Genomic DNA, 15,739 nt, shown 5'->3' with positions numbered 1-15,739 from the left:
CATGCGTTACTGGCTGTTCAAGTCCGAGCCCGACAAATGGTCCTGGGAGATGCAGAAGGCCAAGGGCGACGCCGGTGAGGAGTGGGACGGGATCCGCAACTATCAGGCGCGCAACAACATGCGCGAGATGAAGATCGGCGACCGCGGCTTCTTCTACCATTCCAACATCGGCAAGGAGGTCGTCGGCATCGTCGAGGTCTGCGCCGAGATCCATCCGGATTCGACCATCGACGATCCGCGCTGGGAATGCGTCGACGTCAAGGCCGTCTGCGACATGCCCAAGCCCGTGACCCTCGCCGACGTCAAGGCGGAGCCGCGTCTGTCCCGGATGTCGCTCGTCACCTCCATGCGGCTTTCCGTGCAGCCCGTCACGGAGGAGGAATGGAAGATCGTCTGCGAGATGGGCGGGCTGGACGCCAGCAAAATCGCCCCGAAATGACGCCGCGCGCGGATCCGGCGGGCTTCATTCGCGCCAACACGCGGATCCACGCCGTGCCGCATGCGCCGGAGATCCGGCTTTACCTCGCCGACGAGGCGATGGACCTGTGGCAAAAGACCGAGGACGATCTCGGCGCGCTCGGCCTGCCGCCGCCGTTCTGGGCCTTCGCCTGGGCCGGCGGCCAGGCGCTGGCGCGCTACATCCTCGACACGCCGGAGCTGGTCGCCGGCCGGCCGGTGCTCGATTTCGCCACCGGCTCCGGCCTTGTCGGCATCGCCTGTGCCAGGGCGGGGGCGGCGCATGTGCTTGCCTGCGACATCGATCCCTTCGCGCTCACGGCTGCCCGCCTCAACGCCGCGCTCAACGAGGTCGATCTGGAGATTGCCACCGCCGATCTTCTCGCGACCGATCCGCCGCAGGTCGATGTGCTCTTCGCCGGCGATGTCTTTTATGAAAAGCCGATGGCCGACCGGATCCTGCCGTGGCTGGACCGGGCGCGGGCACAAGGCGCCGACGTTCTCGTCGGCGATCCGGGCCGCAGCTATCTGCCGAAGGAGCGTCTCGCCCGGCTCGCGACCTACGACGTGCCGGTGAACCGCTCACTGGAGGACAACGCCGTCAAGCGCTCCAGCGTGTTTCGGCTCAAGACGGCCGGCGCACCGGGCTGACGCAGCGTAAGTTCTCCAACCTGTCGCCATGCGGGCGGTCTTTGCGGCGAGGGGGCTTGCGCGAAAGGCGGTTTCTGGCGTCAGATACGCGCCTCTTCACGGACGCGCCAGCGATTGCAGGGCCGCTCCGCCAAGCCTTACACTCCGTCACGCAAGCCGAGGTCACCATGCCGATCATCAACCGTTTTGCCGATCTCTCCGAGGAAATCACCGAATGGCGCCGGGATATCCACGCCCATCCGGAACTCCTCTACGACACCCACCGCACGGCGGAACTGGTCGCCGACAAGCTCAAGGCCTTCGGCGTGGACGAGATCGCCACCGGCATCGGCCAGACCGGCGTGGTCGGCGTGATCCGCGGCAAGACCAACAATTCCGGCAAGGTCATCGGCCTGCGCGCCGACATGGACGCGCTGCCGCTTGAGGAGATCACCGGCAAGCCCTACGCCTCGACGATCCCCGGCAAGATGCATGCCTGCGGCCATGACGGCCACACCGCGATGCTGCTCGGCGCGGCGAAATATCTCGCCGAGACCCGCAATTTCGACGGCACCGCGGTCGTCATCTTCCAGCCGGCGGAAGAGGGCGGAGCCGGCGCCAAGGCGATGATCGAGGACGGCCTGATGGACCGCTTCGGCATCCAGGAAGTCTACGGCATGCACAACCTGCCGGGCGCTCCGGTCGGCACCTTCCACATCCGCCCGGGCAGCATCATGGCCGCCGCCGACCGCCTGCGCATCGAGATCGAGGGCACCGGCTGCCACGCCGCCAAGCCGCATGAGGGCGTCGACACCATCCTGGTCGGCGCGCATATCGTCCAGGCGGTGCAGTCGATCGCCAGCCGCAACACCGATCCGCTGAAGTCGGTGGTCGTGTCGCTGACGACCTTCAACGCCGGCTTCACCGACAACGTCATCCCGCAGACCGCCGTGCTGCGCGGCACGGTTCGCACGCTCGATCCGGAAATCCGCGACCTGGCGGAAGCACGGCTGAAGCAGATCGTGCCGACCATCGCCGAGGCCTTCGGCGCCAAGGCGACGATCCACTACAAGCGCGACTATCCGATCACCTCCAACCACGAGGCGCAGACGGAGTTCGCCGCCGGTATCGCCCGCGAGATCGCCGGCGCCGACAATGTCGACACCGACGTGCCGCCGACCATGGGCGGCGAGGACTTCTCCTTCATGCTGCAGGAGCGTCCCGGCGCCTTCATCTTCGCCGGCAACGGCGACACGGCGATGCTTCACCACCCGGCCTATGACTTCAACGACGAGCTGATTCCGGTCGGCTGCTCCTACTGGGTGAAGCTCGTCGAAACCGCCATGAAGGCGGACTGATCCCGCAAGGGCGGACGGCGACCTCGGCGCCGTCCGCCGATCTTTCAAAGGCTCTTCAACGCATCATGCGTTTCCTTGCATCCCGCGTTTCCCTGCTGATCGCCTATCTGCTCGCCGGCGCGCTGGTCGGCGTGGTGCTGATCCATCCGGCCGTTCTCGTCATCGTCTGGGTGGAGGTCAGCCGGCTGTCGCCCGAGGCCCCGGCGCTTGGCGACTTCCTGAGCGACCGGCTCCTGCTGCTCGTCGTGCCGCGCCACCTCCACATGACGCTGGCCTTCGCCGCCATCGGCGCGGTCGTCGGTCTCGGTTTCGGCATTGCCACCCGCTCCTATCTGGAGGCAACGCGGGGCCTGCGCTTCTTTCGCGAGATCCACGGCGAGGAAATTCCCGCCCTGATCGCCGGCGGCGAAACGGCGGATGTCGAATTCAAGTCGACCATGCGCTGGGACCTCAAGGAAGACCGCGTCAACAAGGCGCTGGAAACGGTGATCGCCAAGACCATCGCCGGCTTCTTCAACGCCCGCGGCGGCCGGCTGCTCATCGGCGTCGCCGACGACGGGTCGATCGTCGGGCTGGAGAAGGATTACACCACGCTGCGCAATCCCGGCCGCGACGCCTTCGAACAGACCGTCGTCGGCATCATCACCAAGTTTCTCGGCGGCGACCTCTGCCCCGGAATCCAGACCACCTTCGCCGAGATCGACGGCCATGACGTGTGCATGATCCTGGTGCAGCCGGCGCCGCGCGCGGTCTATCTCAACGACGGCGGCAAGCTGCGGTTTCATGTGCGAAGCGGCAATTCCACCCGCCAGCTCGACCTGCGCGAGGCGATGGACTACGCCCGCACCCGCTGGCCGTGAGCGCGCATGGTGCCTGATCCCGCGCTTGCATGGCTGCTGCCCCCGGATATCGCCGGCCCGACCGCCGCGATCCTGATCGCCCTCAGCTTCGCGACCTCGGCCGTCTCCGCCGCCTTCGGCCTCGGCGGCGGAATGCTGCTGATCGCGGCGATGGCGCAGGTCCTTCCCGCCGCCGCCATCGTGCCCGTGCATGGCGCGGTCCAGACCGGCTCGAACGCCGGGCGCGCACTCGTCCTCTCGCGCCATGTCGACTGGCCGGTGGCGCTGTGGTTCCTGGCCGGCGCGCTTGTCGGAGCGCTTGCCGGCGGTGCGCTGGCAATCCGGCTGCCGGCGGAAGCCTTGCGCATCGGCATCGGCCTCTTCGTGCTGTGGTTCGTCTGGGGATTGACGCCGAAGTTTCAGAAGATGCGCAAGCGCGCCATGACCGTGGCCGGCCTCATCGCCACCTTTCTCAGCATGATCTTCGGCGCCAGCGGGCCGATCGGCGGCGCGGTGCTGTCCACCCTCGGCCTCACCCGCCAGACCTTCGTCGCAACGCAAGCCGTCACCGCGCTGATGTCGCATGTGCTGAAACTGCTGGTCTTCGGCCTGCTCGGCTTCGCCTTCGCGCCCTGGCTCGGCCTCGTCGCCCTGATGATCGCCAGCGGCTTCCTCGGTACGCTCGCCGGCGCGCGCCTTCTCGGGCGCATGCCGGAGGAGACCTTTCGCACCGGGTTCCGCATTGTTATGACGGCGCTTGCCGTCAGTCTCATCCTGCGCGGCGCCACATCCCTGCTGGCCCCCTGACCGCGCCCCCCTGAACGTCAAAAGGATCTCGTCCATGTCCGTCACACGCTCCGACATCGCGGCCGCCCACGCGCGCATCGCCGGCCATATCCGCCGCACGCCGGTGATCGAGAGCGGCGCCGGCAGCTTCTCCCTCGATGCCTCGATCAACCTGAAACTCGAGCTGTTGCAGCATTCCGGCTCGTTCAAGGCGCGCGGCGCCTTCAACACGCTGCTGTCCAGCGACGTACCCGCAGGCGGCGTCGCGGCCGCATCGGGCGGCAATCACGGCGCGGCCGTTGCCTATGCCGCCCGCGCCCTCGGCCACCCGGCCGATATCTTCGTTCCCGAAACCTCCGCCCCGGCCAAGATCGCGCGCATTCGCAGCTACGGCGCCACGCTCCATGTCGGCGGCGCGCGCTATGCCGACGCGGCGGAGGCCTGCGCCCGCCACCACGCGCAAACCGGCGCGATGGACATTCACGCCTATGACGCGCCGGGCACCATCGCCGGGCAGGGCACGGTCGCGCTTGAGTGGCTGGAGCAGGTGCCGGATCTCGACACGGTGCTGATCGCGGTTGGCGGCGGCGGGCTGATTTCCGGCTGCGCGGTGTGGCTGCACGAGAAGGTCAAGGTGGTGGCGGTCGAACCGGATGGTGCCTGCGCCCTTCATGCGGCCCTTGAGGCGGGTCACCCGGTCGATGTCACGGTCGAGAGCCTTGCCGCCGACAGCCTCGGCGCCAAGCGCTGCGGCGATCTGGTCCATGAGCTCTGCGCGCCGCGCGTCACGGAGAGCGTCACGGTCACGGACGACGCCATTCGCGATGCCCAGACCCGGCTCTGGTCGGAGCTTCAGGTCGCCGCCGAGCCCGGCGGAGCGGCAGCGCTTGCAGCCCTCACCGGCGGTGCCTATCGCGCCAGCCCCGGCGAGCGCGTCGGCGTTCTGGTCTGCGGCGGCAATGTCGCGCTCGATACCATCCAGGCGCCTGCCTGACGCGACTCCGGCACCGGCGGTGCCGGCGCATCCCGCTTGCCAAGACTGACGCGACGATTTAGCAAATTCGCAACAACCCAACCACGAACCGAGGAAACGCATCCCATGTCCACGCACAAGCTCCTGCTCCTGCCCGGCGACGGCATCGGTCCGGAAATCATGGAGGAGGTGAAAAAGATCCTCGCATGGTTCAACGCCCGCGGCGGCACGCAGTTCGAGACCGAGACCGATCTCGTCGGCGGTGCGGCCTATGATGCCCACGGCCAGGCGATTTCGGACGCGGCGATGGACAAGGCGATGGCGGCCGACGCGGTTCTGTTCGGCGCAGTCGGTGGACCGAAGTGGGACGGCGTTGCCTATGACGTGCGGCCCGAGGCCGGTCTGCTGCGCCTGCGCAAGGACATGCAGCTCTTCGCCAACCTGCGTCCGGCGATCTGCTATCCCGCACTGGCCGATGCCTCCTCGCTGAAGCGCGACGTCATCGAGGGCCTCGACATCCTGATCGTGCGCGAACTCACCGGCGGCGTCTATTTCGGCGAGCCGAAGGAGATCACCGACCTCGGCAACGGCCAGAAGCGCGCCGTCGACACCCAGGTCTACGAGAGTTACGAGATCGACCGCATCGCCCGCGCCGCCTTTGAGCTGGCCCGCACCCGCCAGGGCAAGGTCACCTCGATGGAAAAGCGCAACGTGATGAAGTCCGGCGTGCTCTGGAACGAGGTCGTGACCCAGACCCATGCCGACGGCTACGAGGACGTGACGCTGGAACACATGCTCGCCGATGCCGGCGGCATGCAGCTGGTGCGCTGGCCCAAGCAGTTCGACGTGATCGTCACCGACAACCTGTTCGGCGACATGCTGTCGGATGTGGCCGCCATGCTCACCGGCTCGCTCGGCATGCTGCCGTCGGCATCGCTCGGCGCCACCGATCCCGCCACCGGCAAGCGCAAGGCGCTCTATGAGCCGGTCCACGGCTCCGCGCCCGACATCGCCGGCACGGGCAAGGCCAATCCGATCGCCATGATCGCGAGCTTCGGCATGGCGCTGCGCTACTCCTTCGAGCGCATCGAGGACGCCGACCTGCTCGACAAGGCCATCGCCGCGACCCTCGACAAGGGCCTGCGCACCGCCGACATCGCAGCCGCCGGCGCCAAGACCATCGGCACCGGCGACATGGGCGACGCCATCGTCGCCGAACTCAACGCGCTCAGCGCCTGATCAAGGCCGGTCCGGACATCCCGGGCCGCTGAAACGACGCCTCCCGAGACCGAAGGCCGGCTGCACCCCCGCAGCCGGCCTTTTCCATGGATGGCACCCGCATCGGGATCGTCCTCCCGGCCGACTGCAATGAGAGCCGGGATCGGAAAGGCGCTGCCTGTTCGCTTCTTTTTGCGTGAAAAATTCAGGCTTCCGGCTCTCCGATACCGGGTCGCGCTGACGCTTGCCCGGTAGGACGCGGGAAAGCGGTCCTATCCGTCGCCATCAGTCTGAGGCCGACTTCCGGCTGCATCGGGATCCCGAATGGCTGACCGTCACCCAAGCCCGCGAGCCGGTAGAGCCCCCGACACTTGCAGCAAGGCCCCGTCGCCATCGCCATCGCCGATGTGATCGGGGTTCAATTCACACTTGGGACATGAGCAAGCTCCTGACGACTGCGTCTCGACCGCCAGCACTCCGCGTCCCGCACATGCTGAGGGCGCCAATAGGCCCCAGGCCGCGCTTCGCTTGTCCGGAGTGAAGTCCGAGACGGATTGAAATGTCACCGCAAGGCCCCACGCCCGGCCGTCCCTCCGGTGCCCGAGCCAATAAGCCCCAATGCCTGACGGCAACGCACCGTAGTCATCGCCGGCGCGATCGGGGATCAAGCCACATTGCAGCAGGGTTAGGCGCCTAACGGCAGCGTCTCGACCGCCAGCGCTCCGCGTCCCGCACATGCTGAGGGCGCCAATAGGCCCCAGGCCGCGCTTCGCTTGTCCGGAGTGAAGTCCGAGACGGATTGAAATGTCACCGCAAGGCCCCACACCCGGCCGTCCCTCCGGTGCCCGAGCCAACAAGCCCCAATGCCTGACGGCAACGCACCGTAATCATCGCCGGCGCGATCGGGGATCAAGCCACATTGCAGCAGGGTTAGGCGCCTAACGGCAGCGTCTCGACCGCAAGGACTCCGCGGTCCGCACATGCTGAGGGCGCCAATAGGCCCCGGATCGCGCTTCGCTTGCCCGGGGTGACGTCCGAAGCTTGTTGCGATGTCATGGCAGTGGCCCACGCCCCGCCGTTACCCCGGACTTGATCCGGGGTCCATTGGCAACCGAACCGGTCGAATAGACGCAAAGGCTTGCGTTGAAAGCCAAACGGCGGCCACGTCGACGACCCGTCACACAGCGGCCCGACAGATCCTCAGACAGCGACGGTCAGTCCTGCGACGCCGGCGCGTCGTCGATGGGGCGGGCCTCGTCGGGCAGCATGATCGGGATGCCGTCGCGGATCGGATAGGCGAGCTTGGCGGCGCGCGAGATCAGTTCCTGGTTGGCCGCGTCATATTCCAGGGTCGTCTTGGTCAGCGGACAGACCAGAAGCTCCAGGAGCTTGCGGTCCAGGGCATGAACGGTCTCGGTCGCCATAATCTCAAAGTCTCCACGGATGACACCAAAGGCACCGCGCCAGCTTACTGCAGCGTGACGCCGTCGTCCTGCTTCTTGGCGAGGTCCACTTCCGTCAGCGCCACCAGCGTGTCGGCGCGCGTCCGAAGATCGGGCGCCTCCAGCAGCGCCTGCTTTTCCGCCGGGCCATAGGGGCTCATCATCGACAGGGCGTTGACCAGAACCTCGGTGGAGGCCCGGTCGATGCTGTCCCAGTCGGCCTCCAGATCATTGGCCTCGAGATAGCTTCGAAGCGCCGACACCAGTCCGGCCCGGTCGACGTCGTCCTCGCCCTCGCCGGTTTCGAAATCGACGGCGAAATCCTCGACCGAAATGCGCCCGATGCGATAGGGGGTGACGGTTTCAAGCTCTTCCGACAGCGTGAACCGCGTGACGCCGGTCAGCGTGACCAGACAGCGCCCGTCGCCGGTTTCCTGATAGGCGACGATCCGCCCGAGGCAGCCGACGCCGACCAGCGGCGGCTTTTCCGCCCGGTCGACGCCGGGAACGGAGAAATCCGGCTGGATCATGCCGATCAGCCGGTCGCCGCGCAGCGCGGCATCGATCATCGCGAGATAGCGCGGTTCGAAAATATTGAGCGGCATCTGTGCCTTGGGAAGCAGCACGGCGCCGGTCAGCGGAAACAGCGGAACGGTCTGAGGCAGATTCTCAGGCCCGGAATAGGTTGCGTTGCCTGCAAGCATGCACATCACTCTCGTTTGCGGCGGTATCCCCTATATGGGCAGCAACCGGGACGAGGACCACCCGTCCCGGCGGCCGCGCCGCTCTCGAGGGTCTTACGATCAGCGGAACAAAACGGACGACAGGCGGCGGCGCCCGTAGCCGGTCGCCGGATCCTTGTGTCCCCAGGCCTCGAAGAACTGGAGAAGCTGCAGTCGCGCTCCGTCCTCGTTCCACTCGCGGTCGCGGCGCACGATCTCGATCAGGTGATCGACCGCCTTTTCCTTGTCGGGTCCCGAGCCCAGCGCCACGGCGAGATCGAAGCGGGCCTGATGGTCGCCCGGATCGGCCTCGATGCGCGCTTCCAGCTCGGCGAGATCGCCGAGCGAGCCGGCCTGTTCGGCAAGGTCGATGGCCGCTTTCGCCGCCGCGATCGCCGGGTCGCCGGCAATGCCTTCGGGCGCGGCCGCAAGCACTTCCCTAGCGCGCGCGACGTCGCCCGTGGCGACCATGCACTGCGCCAGACCGCCGAAGGCCTTGGCGTTGTCGGCTTCCATCGACAGCACGCCGGCATAGAGTTCCGCCGCGCGGGCGAAGTCGCCGGCCTCATGCGCCGTGTCGGCCTCGGCCAGCACCTGCTCCGCCGGGCTCGGCCCGATCGGACCGGCGACACGCTCGATGAAGGCCTTGATCTGGCTTTCCGGCTGCACGCCCATGAACCCGTCGAGCGGCTGGCCGTTCTTGAAGGCGATCACCGCCGGGATCGACTGGATCCCGAGCTGGCTCGCGACTTCCGGGTTCTCGTCGATGTTCATCTTCGCCAGCACCACGGCGCCGCGCGCGCTCTCGACCGCCTTTTCCAGGATCGGCGTCAGCTGCTTGCACGGCCCGCACCACGGCGCCCAGAAGTCGACCAGAACCGGACGGTCGCGCGACGCCTCGATCACGTCGGACATGAAGGTCTGCGTCGTGACGTCGATGATCACCTCGCCGCTCGCCGCGCCGCCGGCCGGGGCCGGCCGGGCAAGATCGCCGACGAGGCCGGAGGGGCCCGCCGGAGCCGAGGGCGCCGCCGGGGCTGCGGGCTGACCCGCACCCTGCGCCGGTCCGCCGCCAAAGCTGCCGCCGAAACTGCCGCCGACCGAAAACCCGTCATTGCTCATGGTTCGTATCCCCAATCCCGCGCCTGCGCCTCATCGGCGCGCGCCCTGTGTCGCTCGTCGTTGTGCCTAACATGGTCGCCTCGCGGCGAAAATTCAAACGTCGCCCGCCGCGTCCATCGACTGCGCGCTGACCGGCAGCACCCGCAGCTCGTGGCCGCAGGCCTCCACGAACCGTTTCAGGTCGTCGGCCGAGATCGTCGTCGTCGCCGTATTCTGCAGCGGATGATAGTTGAGCGGATCCACCGCCATCATCGCCGCGTCGAGCACCGGCGTGACGCGCCGCGCCGCGCGGTCGTTGATCAGCGCGAAAGGCGTCACCGACCCGGGTTCGACGCCGAAAACCTCCATCAGGAGATCGGCCTTGCCGAAGGACACCCGACCCTGCGCGCCGATTTTCTGATGGATCGACTTCAGGTCGATCTCCGCATCATGCAGCGCGACAACCAGGAAGAGGTTTCCCTTTTTGTCCTTCAAAAACAGGTTCTTGGTGTGCCCGCCCGGGATCGCGTCGTGAATGCCTTCCGACTCGGCAACGGTGAAGACGGCCCGGTGGTCCTGCGTCGTGGTCTCGATGCCGAGGCTGTCGAGAAAGGCGAAAAGATCGGATCGCGTCGCCGGCATGGGACCTCGCAGTGGTGACGGTTCGCTCGTGACGATGTCCGCCCGCGCGGACCGGTGCCGCAGGGCGCAAGGCCTGCTGTAACCGAGCCGCCCCCGCCGACACAAGCGGTTCGAAACCCGAGGCCCTCGATTCCCGTTTCCGGCACCGCCCGCGTCGAGAAATCCACCATCAATCCACAGGTCGGACGTTGCGCGACAAGAAGCAAAAAAGGCTGTTGCAATCCCCGCTTTGTTGGTTCATATACAGCCCACCTCAGGCCCCGGCGCGATCCGGTGGCCACATGGATGCGGGCGTAGCTCAGGGGTAGAGCACAACCTTGCCAAGGTTGGGGTCGTGAGTTCGAATCTCATCGCCCGCTCCAAACTCTCTCTCAAAATCATCAAGTCTTGAGACGAATTTCAGCAAAATTGACGCTGAAATTGCGTTTATTGCGTCCAGTCGATGCGAATTTGCGCGTCACGCCGGCAGCCCGGCTCCGCGTCCGGTGACGCTTCGATAATAGCCCCAGAAGAGCCGCGCGGCGATGCCGCGAACCGGACGCCAGGCCTCCGCCCGTCGCATGGTTTCGCGCTGGTCGGGCCGTGCCTCGAGCGAAAACGCGTGACGCACCGCCTCGCGCAGCGCCAGGTCGCCGGCGGGGAAAACATCCGGATGGCCGAGACAAAAGAGCAGGAAGACCTCCGCGCTCCACGGGCCGATTCCCTTGATCGCTTCAAGCCGCGCCTGCGCGTCCTCGCCCGGCAGATCGCCGAGCGCGGCGAGATCCAGCCCGTCGCCGAGCGCGCCCTCGACCGCACGCAGGGTCGCGATCTTCGGCCGCGACAGGCCCGCCGCCGCAAGCTCCGCATCTTGCGTGCGCGACAGCGTGTCCGGGTCGAACGGATCGAGCAGCGCCTCGAGCCTGGAAAAAATCGCCGCAGCACTTGCCAGCGACACCTGCTGCGCGGTGACGATCCGTGCCAGCCCCTTCAGGTCCGGCGAACTGCGCCTCAAAGGCAGGGGACCGGCGCGCTCGGCCACGTGCCGAAGCTCCGGCGCGATCTCCAGAAGCTTCGCGAGGCCTGCGGCGAGATCCGCCTGTGTGTCTATGCGCCGCATCCCACGTTCCTTCGGCAGAGTCAGCCCGGCGCGCAGGAAACCCCGTCCGGCGCGGCGGCGCAAGATGCGTTGACGGCCCGGCCGTTTCTTGGGATGGACGATCCATGACCCGCCCCGTCTATCGCTTCGCGCCCTCGCCGAACGGCCGCCTGCATCTGGGACATGCGCTCTCGGCGCTGATCAATTTCGACGCCGCGCGCGCCTGCGACGGCCGTTTCCTGCTGCGCATCGAGGACATCGACACCACCCGCTGCACAGCCGAACTGGAGGCGGCGATCCACGAGGATCTCGCCTGGCTGGGACTGTCGTGGGAAACCCCGGTTCGCCGCCAGTCGGCGCATTTCTCCGACTATCGCAAGGCGCTTGAAACGCTGGAAGGCGATGGTCTCGTCTACCGTGGCTATCTGACGCGGCGCGAGATCCGCGATGCGGTCGACCGGGCCGAGAAGCGGGACGGCCTGCCCTGGCCGCGCGATCCCGACGGCACGCCGCTTTTTCCGGGCGACCGGGCCGTGCTGACGCCGCAGGAGATCGCCGCCCGCAAGGCCGGCGATGCGCCTTATGCGCTGAGGCTCGACATGAAAAAGGCCGTCGCCCGGCTTTCCGCACCGCTCACCTGGCAGGAGATGCCCGCACCGCAGGCCGGTGCGGAAAACGACGCAGCAACGCGCGTCGCCGATCCGGCCCTTTGGGGTGACGTGGTGCTGGCCCGCAAGGACACGCCGACGAGCTATCATCTCTCCGTCGTGGTGGACGATGCGCTGCAGGGGGTGACCCATGTGGTGCGCGGGCGCGATCTGTTCGAGGCGACTGCGGTTCACCGGTTGCTGCAGGAGCTGCTCGGCCTGCCGCAGCCGCACTACCACCACCACCGGCTGGTTCTGGACGAGACGGGCCGCAAGCTCTCCAAGTCGAAGGGCGACACGGCGCTTTCGGCGCTGAGAACGGCGGGCGAGAGCCCCGCCGGCATTCGTCGCAGCATCGGCCTCGACGCTTAGGGATCCGCGTTCCTAGCCGCCGAGAAACACCATCCAGGCACCCGTGGTGACCACGGCGGCGGCCGTGGTCAGCGTGATCGAATTTGCCGACATGGCGTGACCGGTGCCGTAATGGGTGGCGAAGAGGAACGCGTTGATGCCGGTCGGGCAGGCGGCCGTCAGCGTTGCCACCGCCACCCAGAGCGGCGGCAGCTGCACCACATGGGCGGCCATCACATAGACGATAGCCGGCATGACGGCGACCTTGAGCAGGCTGAGCACCAGTCCGGGACCGATATTGCCGCGAATGCCGTAGGCGACCATGCTCATGCCGAGCGAAAACAGCGCGACGGGAATGGCGGCTCCGGCGATCCGGCCGAGCACATCGGCGAAGACCCCGCTGACCGGAAGCCCGGTGATGCGCCACAGGCCGCCGGCCAGAATGCCGATGACGATCGGGTTGGTCACCAGATTGCGCGCGACGCCTGCAAGAACGCCGGAAAGCGGCTTGGCTTCCTGCGTGCCGTCGACCACGGCCGCGCGTTCCATCACCACGGAACAGACGACCGTCATCACCGGCAGATGGATCGAGATCAGCACGAACAGGGGCACGAGGCCCGCCTCGCCGTAGATCGAGGTGATCAGCGGAATGCCGACCAGCACAGTATTAGCGAAACCGGCGCTGATGCCGCCGATCACACCGGCGCGCGCGTCCCGCCCGAAGCCGCGACGCACGACGAGCGTGCCGAGGGCCCAAGTGATCGCGACGCCGGTGAAATAGGCGATCCAGAACCCCCAGGGCGACACGCCGTCGAGCGAGCTGGTGGCGAGCGTGCGAAAGATCAGGACGGGAATGGCGATCACGAAGACGAACTGGCCGAGCGCATCGCCAATGCGCGCATCGAGCAGACCGATGCGGGCTGCGGCATAGCCGATGCCGATGAGCGCGAACACCGGAAGAACGATGGTGAGGATCTGGTCTGCCATAATCGCTCTTTCGCATGGCGCCCGCGCAATCACAAGCGCGCGAGTGGCGCCGCCGCCCCGCATCCGGCGCGAAACCCGCCCCTTGATTTGCGCGGCCGGACTGTCAAAGTGCGGGCACCCGCCCGGCACGGCACAGCCGGCGAAAAGGCCACCGATGAGCGATACACCGACACCGCCGCATGACCCGGACCCGCAGGAGCGCGCGGAGCTCACCGCGGATCTGGCCGGACTGCTGCACGACCTGCGCACGCCGCTCTCCGCCATGCGCACGGCCGTGGAACTGATCGATCTCGACCCGACGACCCAGCGCCAGGCCTCCGCGATCCGCACCCTGGAAATGGCGATCGACGCGCTTCTGGCGATGACCCAGGACCTGCTGGACCCGGACGGTCTGCCGTCGCCGCGGGCAAACACGCCGGAGACCGCCGCGGACGCGATTTCCGCCGTCACCGACCTCTTTGCCGCCGATGCAAGGACCCGCGGCCTGCGGCTCGACTGCGAGATCGCGGCCGATCTCGAGGGCTATGGCATCGCCGACCCGCTCTCGCTGCGCCGGATCCTGTCGGTTCTTCTCGACAATGCGCTGAAATACACCGGCGAGGGACGCATCACGGTGACCGCCCGCGCGACCCATGGCGGCGCCCGTCCGTCGCTGGAGGTCGACGTCGCGGACACCGGGATCGGCATTCCGGAAGCCGAGCGAAATGACCTGTTTCGTCCGCGCAAACGCGGCGAACGGGCAAGCGCGTCGGCCTCGGGAAGCGGTCTCGGACTTTGGAGCGCCGCACGGCTTGCCGCCTCCATCGGCGGGCGGCTTGCCCTGGTCGAGAGCTCGGCGATGGGAACGACCTTCACCGTGCGACTGCCCCTGGTCGCACCCGCGCCGGACCCGGCACGAGCCGTTGCGGGCGGCGCGAACATCCGCGTGCTGCCGCGCCGCAGGGTTCTGGTCGTCGACGACAATGAAACCAACCGGCGGATGATCGAGGCGATGCTCGGCGCCTTCGGTGTGGACGCGGTTCTGGCCGACGGCGGCCGGGACGCGCTCGCCCGCCTTGGCAAAGAGGCGGTGAATGCGGTTCTGCTCGACATCAACATGCCGGACATGAGCGGTCTGGAAACGCTGGCGGCGATCCGGGCGCTGCCCGGAGAGGCGGCCGCCCTGCCGGTGATCGGCATCACCGCCGCGATCATTCCCAACCACCGCAAGCTGGAAGACGCCGGCTTTCACGCGATCCTCGACAAGCCCGTCTCGCCGGCGGTTCTCTTCGCCGCCCTCGACCGGGCGATGACGGATTGCCGCAAGGCCGGATCCACCGGCGACTGACGTCAGGAAGGCGAAAAAACCCGCAGAATGCGAGGCTAGAGGACGACGATGCCGGTGTGCTTGGCCTTGTGCTCCGGCTCGACATGGATCGTCGTGCGCGCGCCCGGAACGCCCCTGGCGATGCCTTCCTCGACCCGGTCGCAGATCTCATGCGCCCGGTCGACGGTCATGTCGCCCGGCACCACCAGATGGAAATCGATGAAGATCACATGGCCGGCGGAGCGGGTCCTGAGGTCATGCGCCTCCAGCGCGCCGGCCCCGGCCTCGGAGATCGCCTCGCGGATCTTGTCCTGAAGCGCCGGGGAGACCGCCTCGTCCATCAGCCCGCCAATGGATTCCTTCACCAATCCCCAGCCCGACCACAGGATGTTGATCGCGACCAGTCCGGCAAGCACGGAATCAAGCGCCTGGACGCCGGTTGCAAACACCAGCAGGACGCCGACGAGGACGCCGAGCGAAGACACCACATCAGTGACCAGATGCTTGCCGTCGGCCACCAACGCCAGCGAGCGGTGCTGGCGCCCGACGCGGATCAGGACAAAAGCCCAGACCCCGTTGAGCACCGAGGCGAGACCGTTGACGGCGAGGCCCTGGACCGAAAACTCCACCGGCTGCGGATCGACATAGGCCATCCAGGCCGCCCGAATGATCGACAGCGCCGCGAGCACGATCATCACGCCGACCAGCACGGCGGCGAAATACTCGACCTTGTGATGACCGTAGGGATGATTGCTGTCGGCCGGCTTGGCGGCGAACCACACGGCGAGAAAGGCGGCAATCGCCGAGGCGACATTGACCACCGATTCCAGCGCATCGGAATAGAGCGCGACCGAGCCGGTCCACCAGTAGGCGACGAGCTTCAGGCCCAGAACGAGCAGCCCGACAAGAATGCTGGAAAAGGCGATGCGCAAGCGCAGGGACATGTCAGGCGGCCCACTCAAGAACGATCATAGCGCCGGCGCGCCGCCCGGCGGTTGCCGTTCGCCCGCCGGCGCCAAAGCCCTACCCTGTTTTCTGCGCGAAGACAAACATCGCGACCGGTGGCGGTTTTCGCGCGCCTAGCTGTGAAGTCTCAGGAGGTTGTTCACCCGGTTCGGGGTTAGGCTGCAATCGCCAAACTCCAGCCGAGGATCCCGAAGGATGAACAACCCGCACCAAGGTGCCCGCCTTACCGTCTATAGT

General features: G+C 67.2%; 16 protein-coding genes and 1 tRNA gene. 10 read left to right on the top strand and 7 right to left on the bottom strand.

The window, feature by feature from the left end:
- The first annotated feature begins 1 nt into the window (after position 1).
- The 7 genes from LC092_RS11200 (at position 2) to leuB (ending at position 6,281) form a co-directional block, all read left to right on the top strand.
- Entirely contained in the window at positions 2–439 is a 438-nt protein-coding gene (locus tag LC092_RS11200; protein ID WP_224806618.1) for an EVE domain-containing protein, read from the top strand.
- Positions 436–1,107, top strand: a complete 672-nt coding sequence (locus LC092_RS11195; RefSeq protein ID WP_224806617.1) for a class I SAM-dependent methyltransferase — start codon at positions 436–438, stop codon at positions 1,105–1,107. Before LC092_RS11200 ends, LC092_RS11195 begins: the two co-directional genes overlap by 4 nt.
- 167 nt (positions 1,108–1,274) lie before the next feature.
- Positions 1,275–2,444 (top strand): M20 aminoacylase family protein, encoded by a 1,170-nt coding sequence (locus LC092_RS11190; protein ID WP_224806616.1) that lies wholly within the window; start codon positions 1,275–1,277, stop codon positions 2,442–2,444.
- 65 nt (positions 2,445–2,509) lie between these two features.
- Positions 2,510–3,304 carry a helix-turn-helix domain-containing protein gene (locus LC092_RS11185; protein WP_224806615.1) on the top strand — a complete coding sequence of 265 codons (795 nt, stop codon included), beginning with the start codon at positions 2,510–2,512 and terminating at the stop codon, positions 3,302–3,304.
- A gap of 6 nt (positions 3,305–3,310) precedes the next feature.
- Positions 3,311–4,090, top strand: a complete 780-nt coding sequence (locus tag LC092_RS11180; RefSeq protein ID WP_224806614.1) for a sulfite exporter TauE/SafE family protein — start codon at positions 3,311–3,313, stop codon at positions 4,088–4,090.
- Between the two features lie 34 nt (positions 4,091–4,124).
- Positions 4,125–5,063: a threonine/serine dehydratase gene (locus LC092_RS11175; RefSeq protein WP_224806613.1), complete on the top strand. Its 939-nt coding sequence runs from the start codon at positions 4,125–4,127 to the stop codon at positions 5,061–5,063.
- Positions 5,064–5,168: 105 nt separating this feature from the next.
- Positions 5,169–6,281, top strand: a complete 1,113-nt coding sequence (gene leuB, locus LC092_RS11170) for a 3-isopropylmalate dehydrogenase (RefSeq protein ID WP_224806612.1) — start codon at positions 5,169–5,171, stop codon at positions 6,279–6,281.
- Positions 6,282–7,474: 1,193 nt separating this feature from the next.
- Here leuB and LC092_RS11165 read toward each other — a convergent pair.
- From LC092_RS11165 to LC092_RS11150, 4 genes are all read right to left on the bottom strand, one after another.
- Positions 7,475–7,684, bottom strand: coding sequence for a Trm112 family protein (locus LC092_RS11165; protein ID WP_224806611.1), 210 nt, complete (start codon positions 7,682–7,684; stop codon positions 7,475–7,477).
- Positions 7,685–7,728: 44 nt separating this feature from the next.
- Positions 7,729–8,406 carry an LON peptidase substrate-binding domain-containing protein gene (locus LC092_RS11160; protein ID WP_224806610.1) on the bottom strand — a complete coding sequence of 226 codons (678 nt, stop codon included), beginning with the start codon at positions 8,404–8,406 and terminating at the stop codon, positions 7,729–7,731.
- A 99-nt stretch (positions 8,407–8,505) separates the two neighbouring features.
- Positions 8,506–9,546 (bottom strand): thioredoxin, encoded by a 1,041-nt coding sequence (gene trxA, locus LC092_RS11155; protein WP_224806609.1) that lies wholly within the window; start codon positions 9,544–9,546, stop codon positions 8,506–8,508.
- Between the two features lie 93 nt (positions 9,547–9,639).
- Positions 9,640–10,167 (bottom strand): prolyl-tRNA synthetase associated domain-containing protein, encoded by a 528-nt coding sequence (locus LC092_RS11150; RefSeq protein WP_224806608.1) that lies wholly within the window; start codon positions 10,165–10,167, stop codon positions 9,640–9,642.
- Between the two features lie 287 nt (positions 10,168–10,454).
- Here LC092_RS11150 and LC092_RS11145 point away from each other — a divergent pair.
- A tRNA-Gly gene (locus LC092_RS11145) sits at positions 10,455–10,529 on the top strand.
- A 95-nt stretch (positions 10,530–10,624) separates the two neighbouring features.
- Here the strand turns inward: LC092_RS11145 and LC092_RS11140 are convergent.
- Positions 10,625–11,266: a DNA-3-methyladenine glycosylase family protein gene (locus LC092_RS11140; RefSeq protein WP_224806607.1), complete on the bottom strand. Its 642-nt coding sequence runs from the start codon at positions 11,264–11,266 to the stop codon at positions 10,625–10,627.
- Positions 11,267–11,370: 104 nt separating this feature from the next.
- Between LC092_RS11140 and gluQRS the strand changes: the two genes are divergently transcribed.
- Positions 11,371–12,264 carry a tRNA glutamyl-Q(34) synthetase GluQRS gene (gene gluQRS / locus LC092_RS11135; protein WP_224806606.1) on the top strand — a complete coding sequence of 298 codons (894 nt, stop codon included), beginning with the start codon at positions 11,371–11,373 and terminating at the stop codon, positions 12,262–12,264.
- A gap of 12 nt (positions 12,265–12,276) precedes the next feature.
- Here gluQRS and LC092_RS11130 read toward each other — a convergent pair whose 3' ends face one another.
- Positions 12,277–13,230, bottom strand: coding sequence for an AEC family transporter (locus tag LC092_RS11130; protein ID WP_224806605.1), 954 nt, complete (start codon positions 13,228–13,230; stop codon positions 12,277–12,279).
- Positions 13,231–13,384: 154 nt separating this feature from the next.
- Between LC092_RS11130 and LC092_RS11125 the strand changes: the two genes are divergently transcribed.
- On the top strand, positions 13,385–14,557 hold the full coding sequence (locus LC092_RS11125; protein ID WP_224806604.1) for an ATP-binding protein: 1,173 nt from the start codon (positions 13,385–13,387) through the stop codon (positions 14,555–14,557).
- A gap of 35 nt (positions 14,558–14,592) precedes the next feature.
- Here the strand turns inward: LC092_RS11125 and LC092_RS11120 are convergent, their stop codons facing one another.
- The gene (locus LC092_RS11120) at positions 14,593–15,480 is read right to left on the bottom strand and encodes a cation diffusion facilitator family transporter (RefSeq protein ID WP_318245920.1); all 888 of its coding nucleotides are present in this window, start codon (positions 15,478–15,480) and stop codon (positions 14,593–14,595) included.
- Between the last annotated feature and the right edge of the window lie 259 nt (positions 15,481–15,739).

The sequence above is a fragment of the Stappia stellulata genome, assembly GCF_020176715.1.
Lineage (GTDB): Bacteria > Pseudomonadota > Alphaproteobacteria > Rhizobiales > Stappiaceae > Stappia.
The sequence above is the reverse complement of the archived record's forward strand: the minus strand, read 5'-3'. Positions and strand labels throughout refer to the sequence as shown.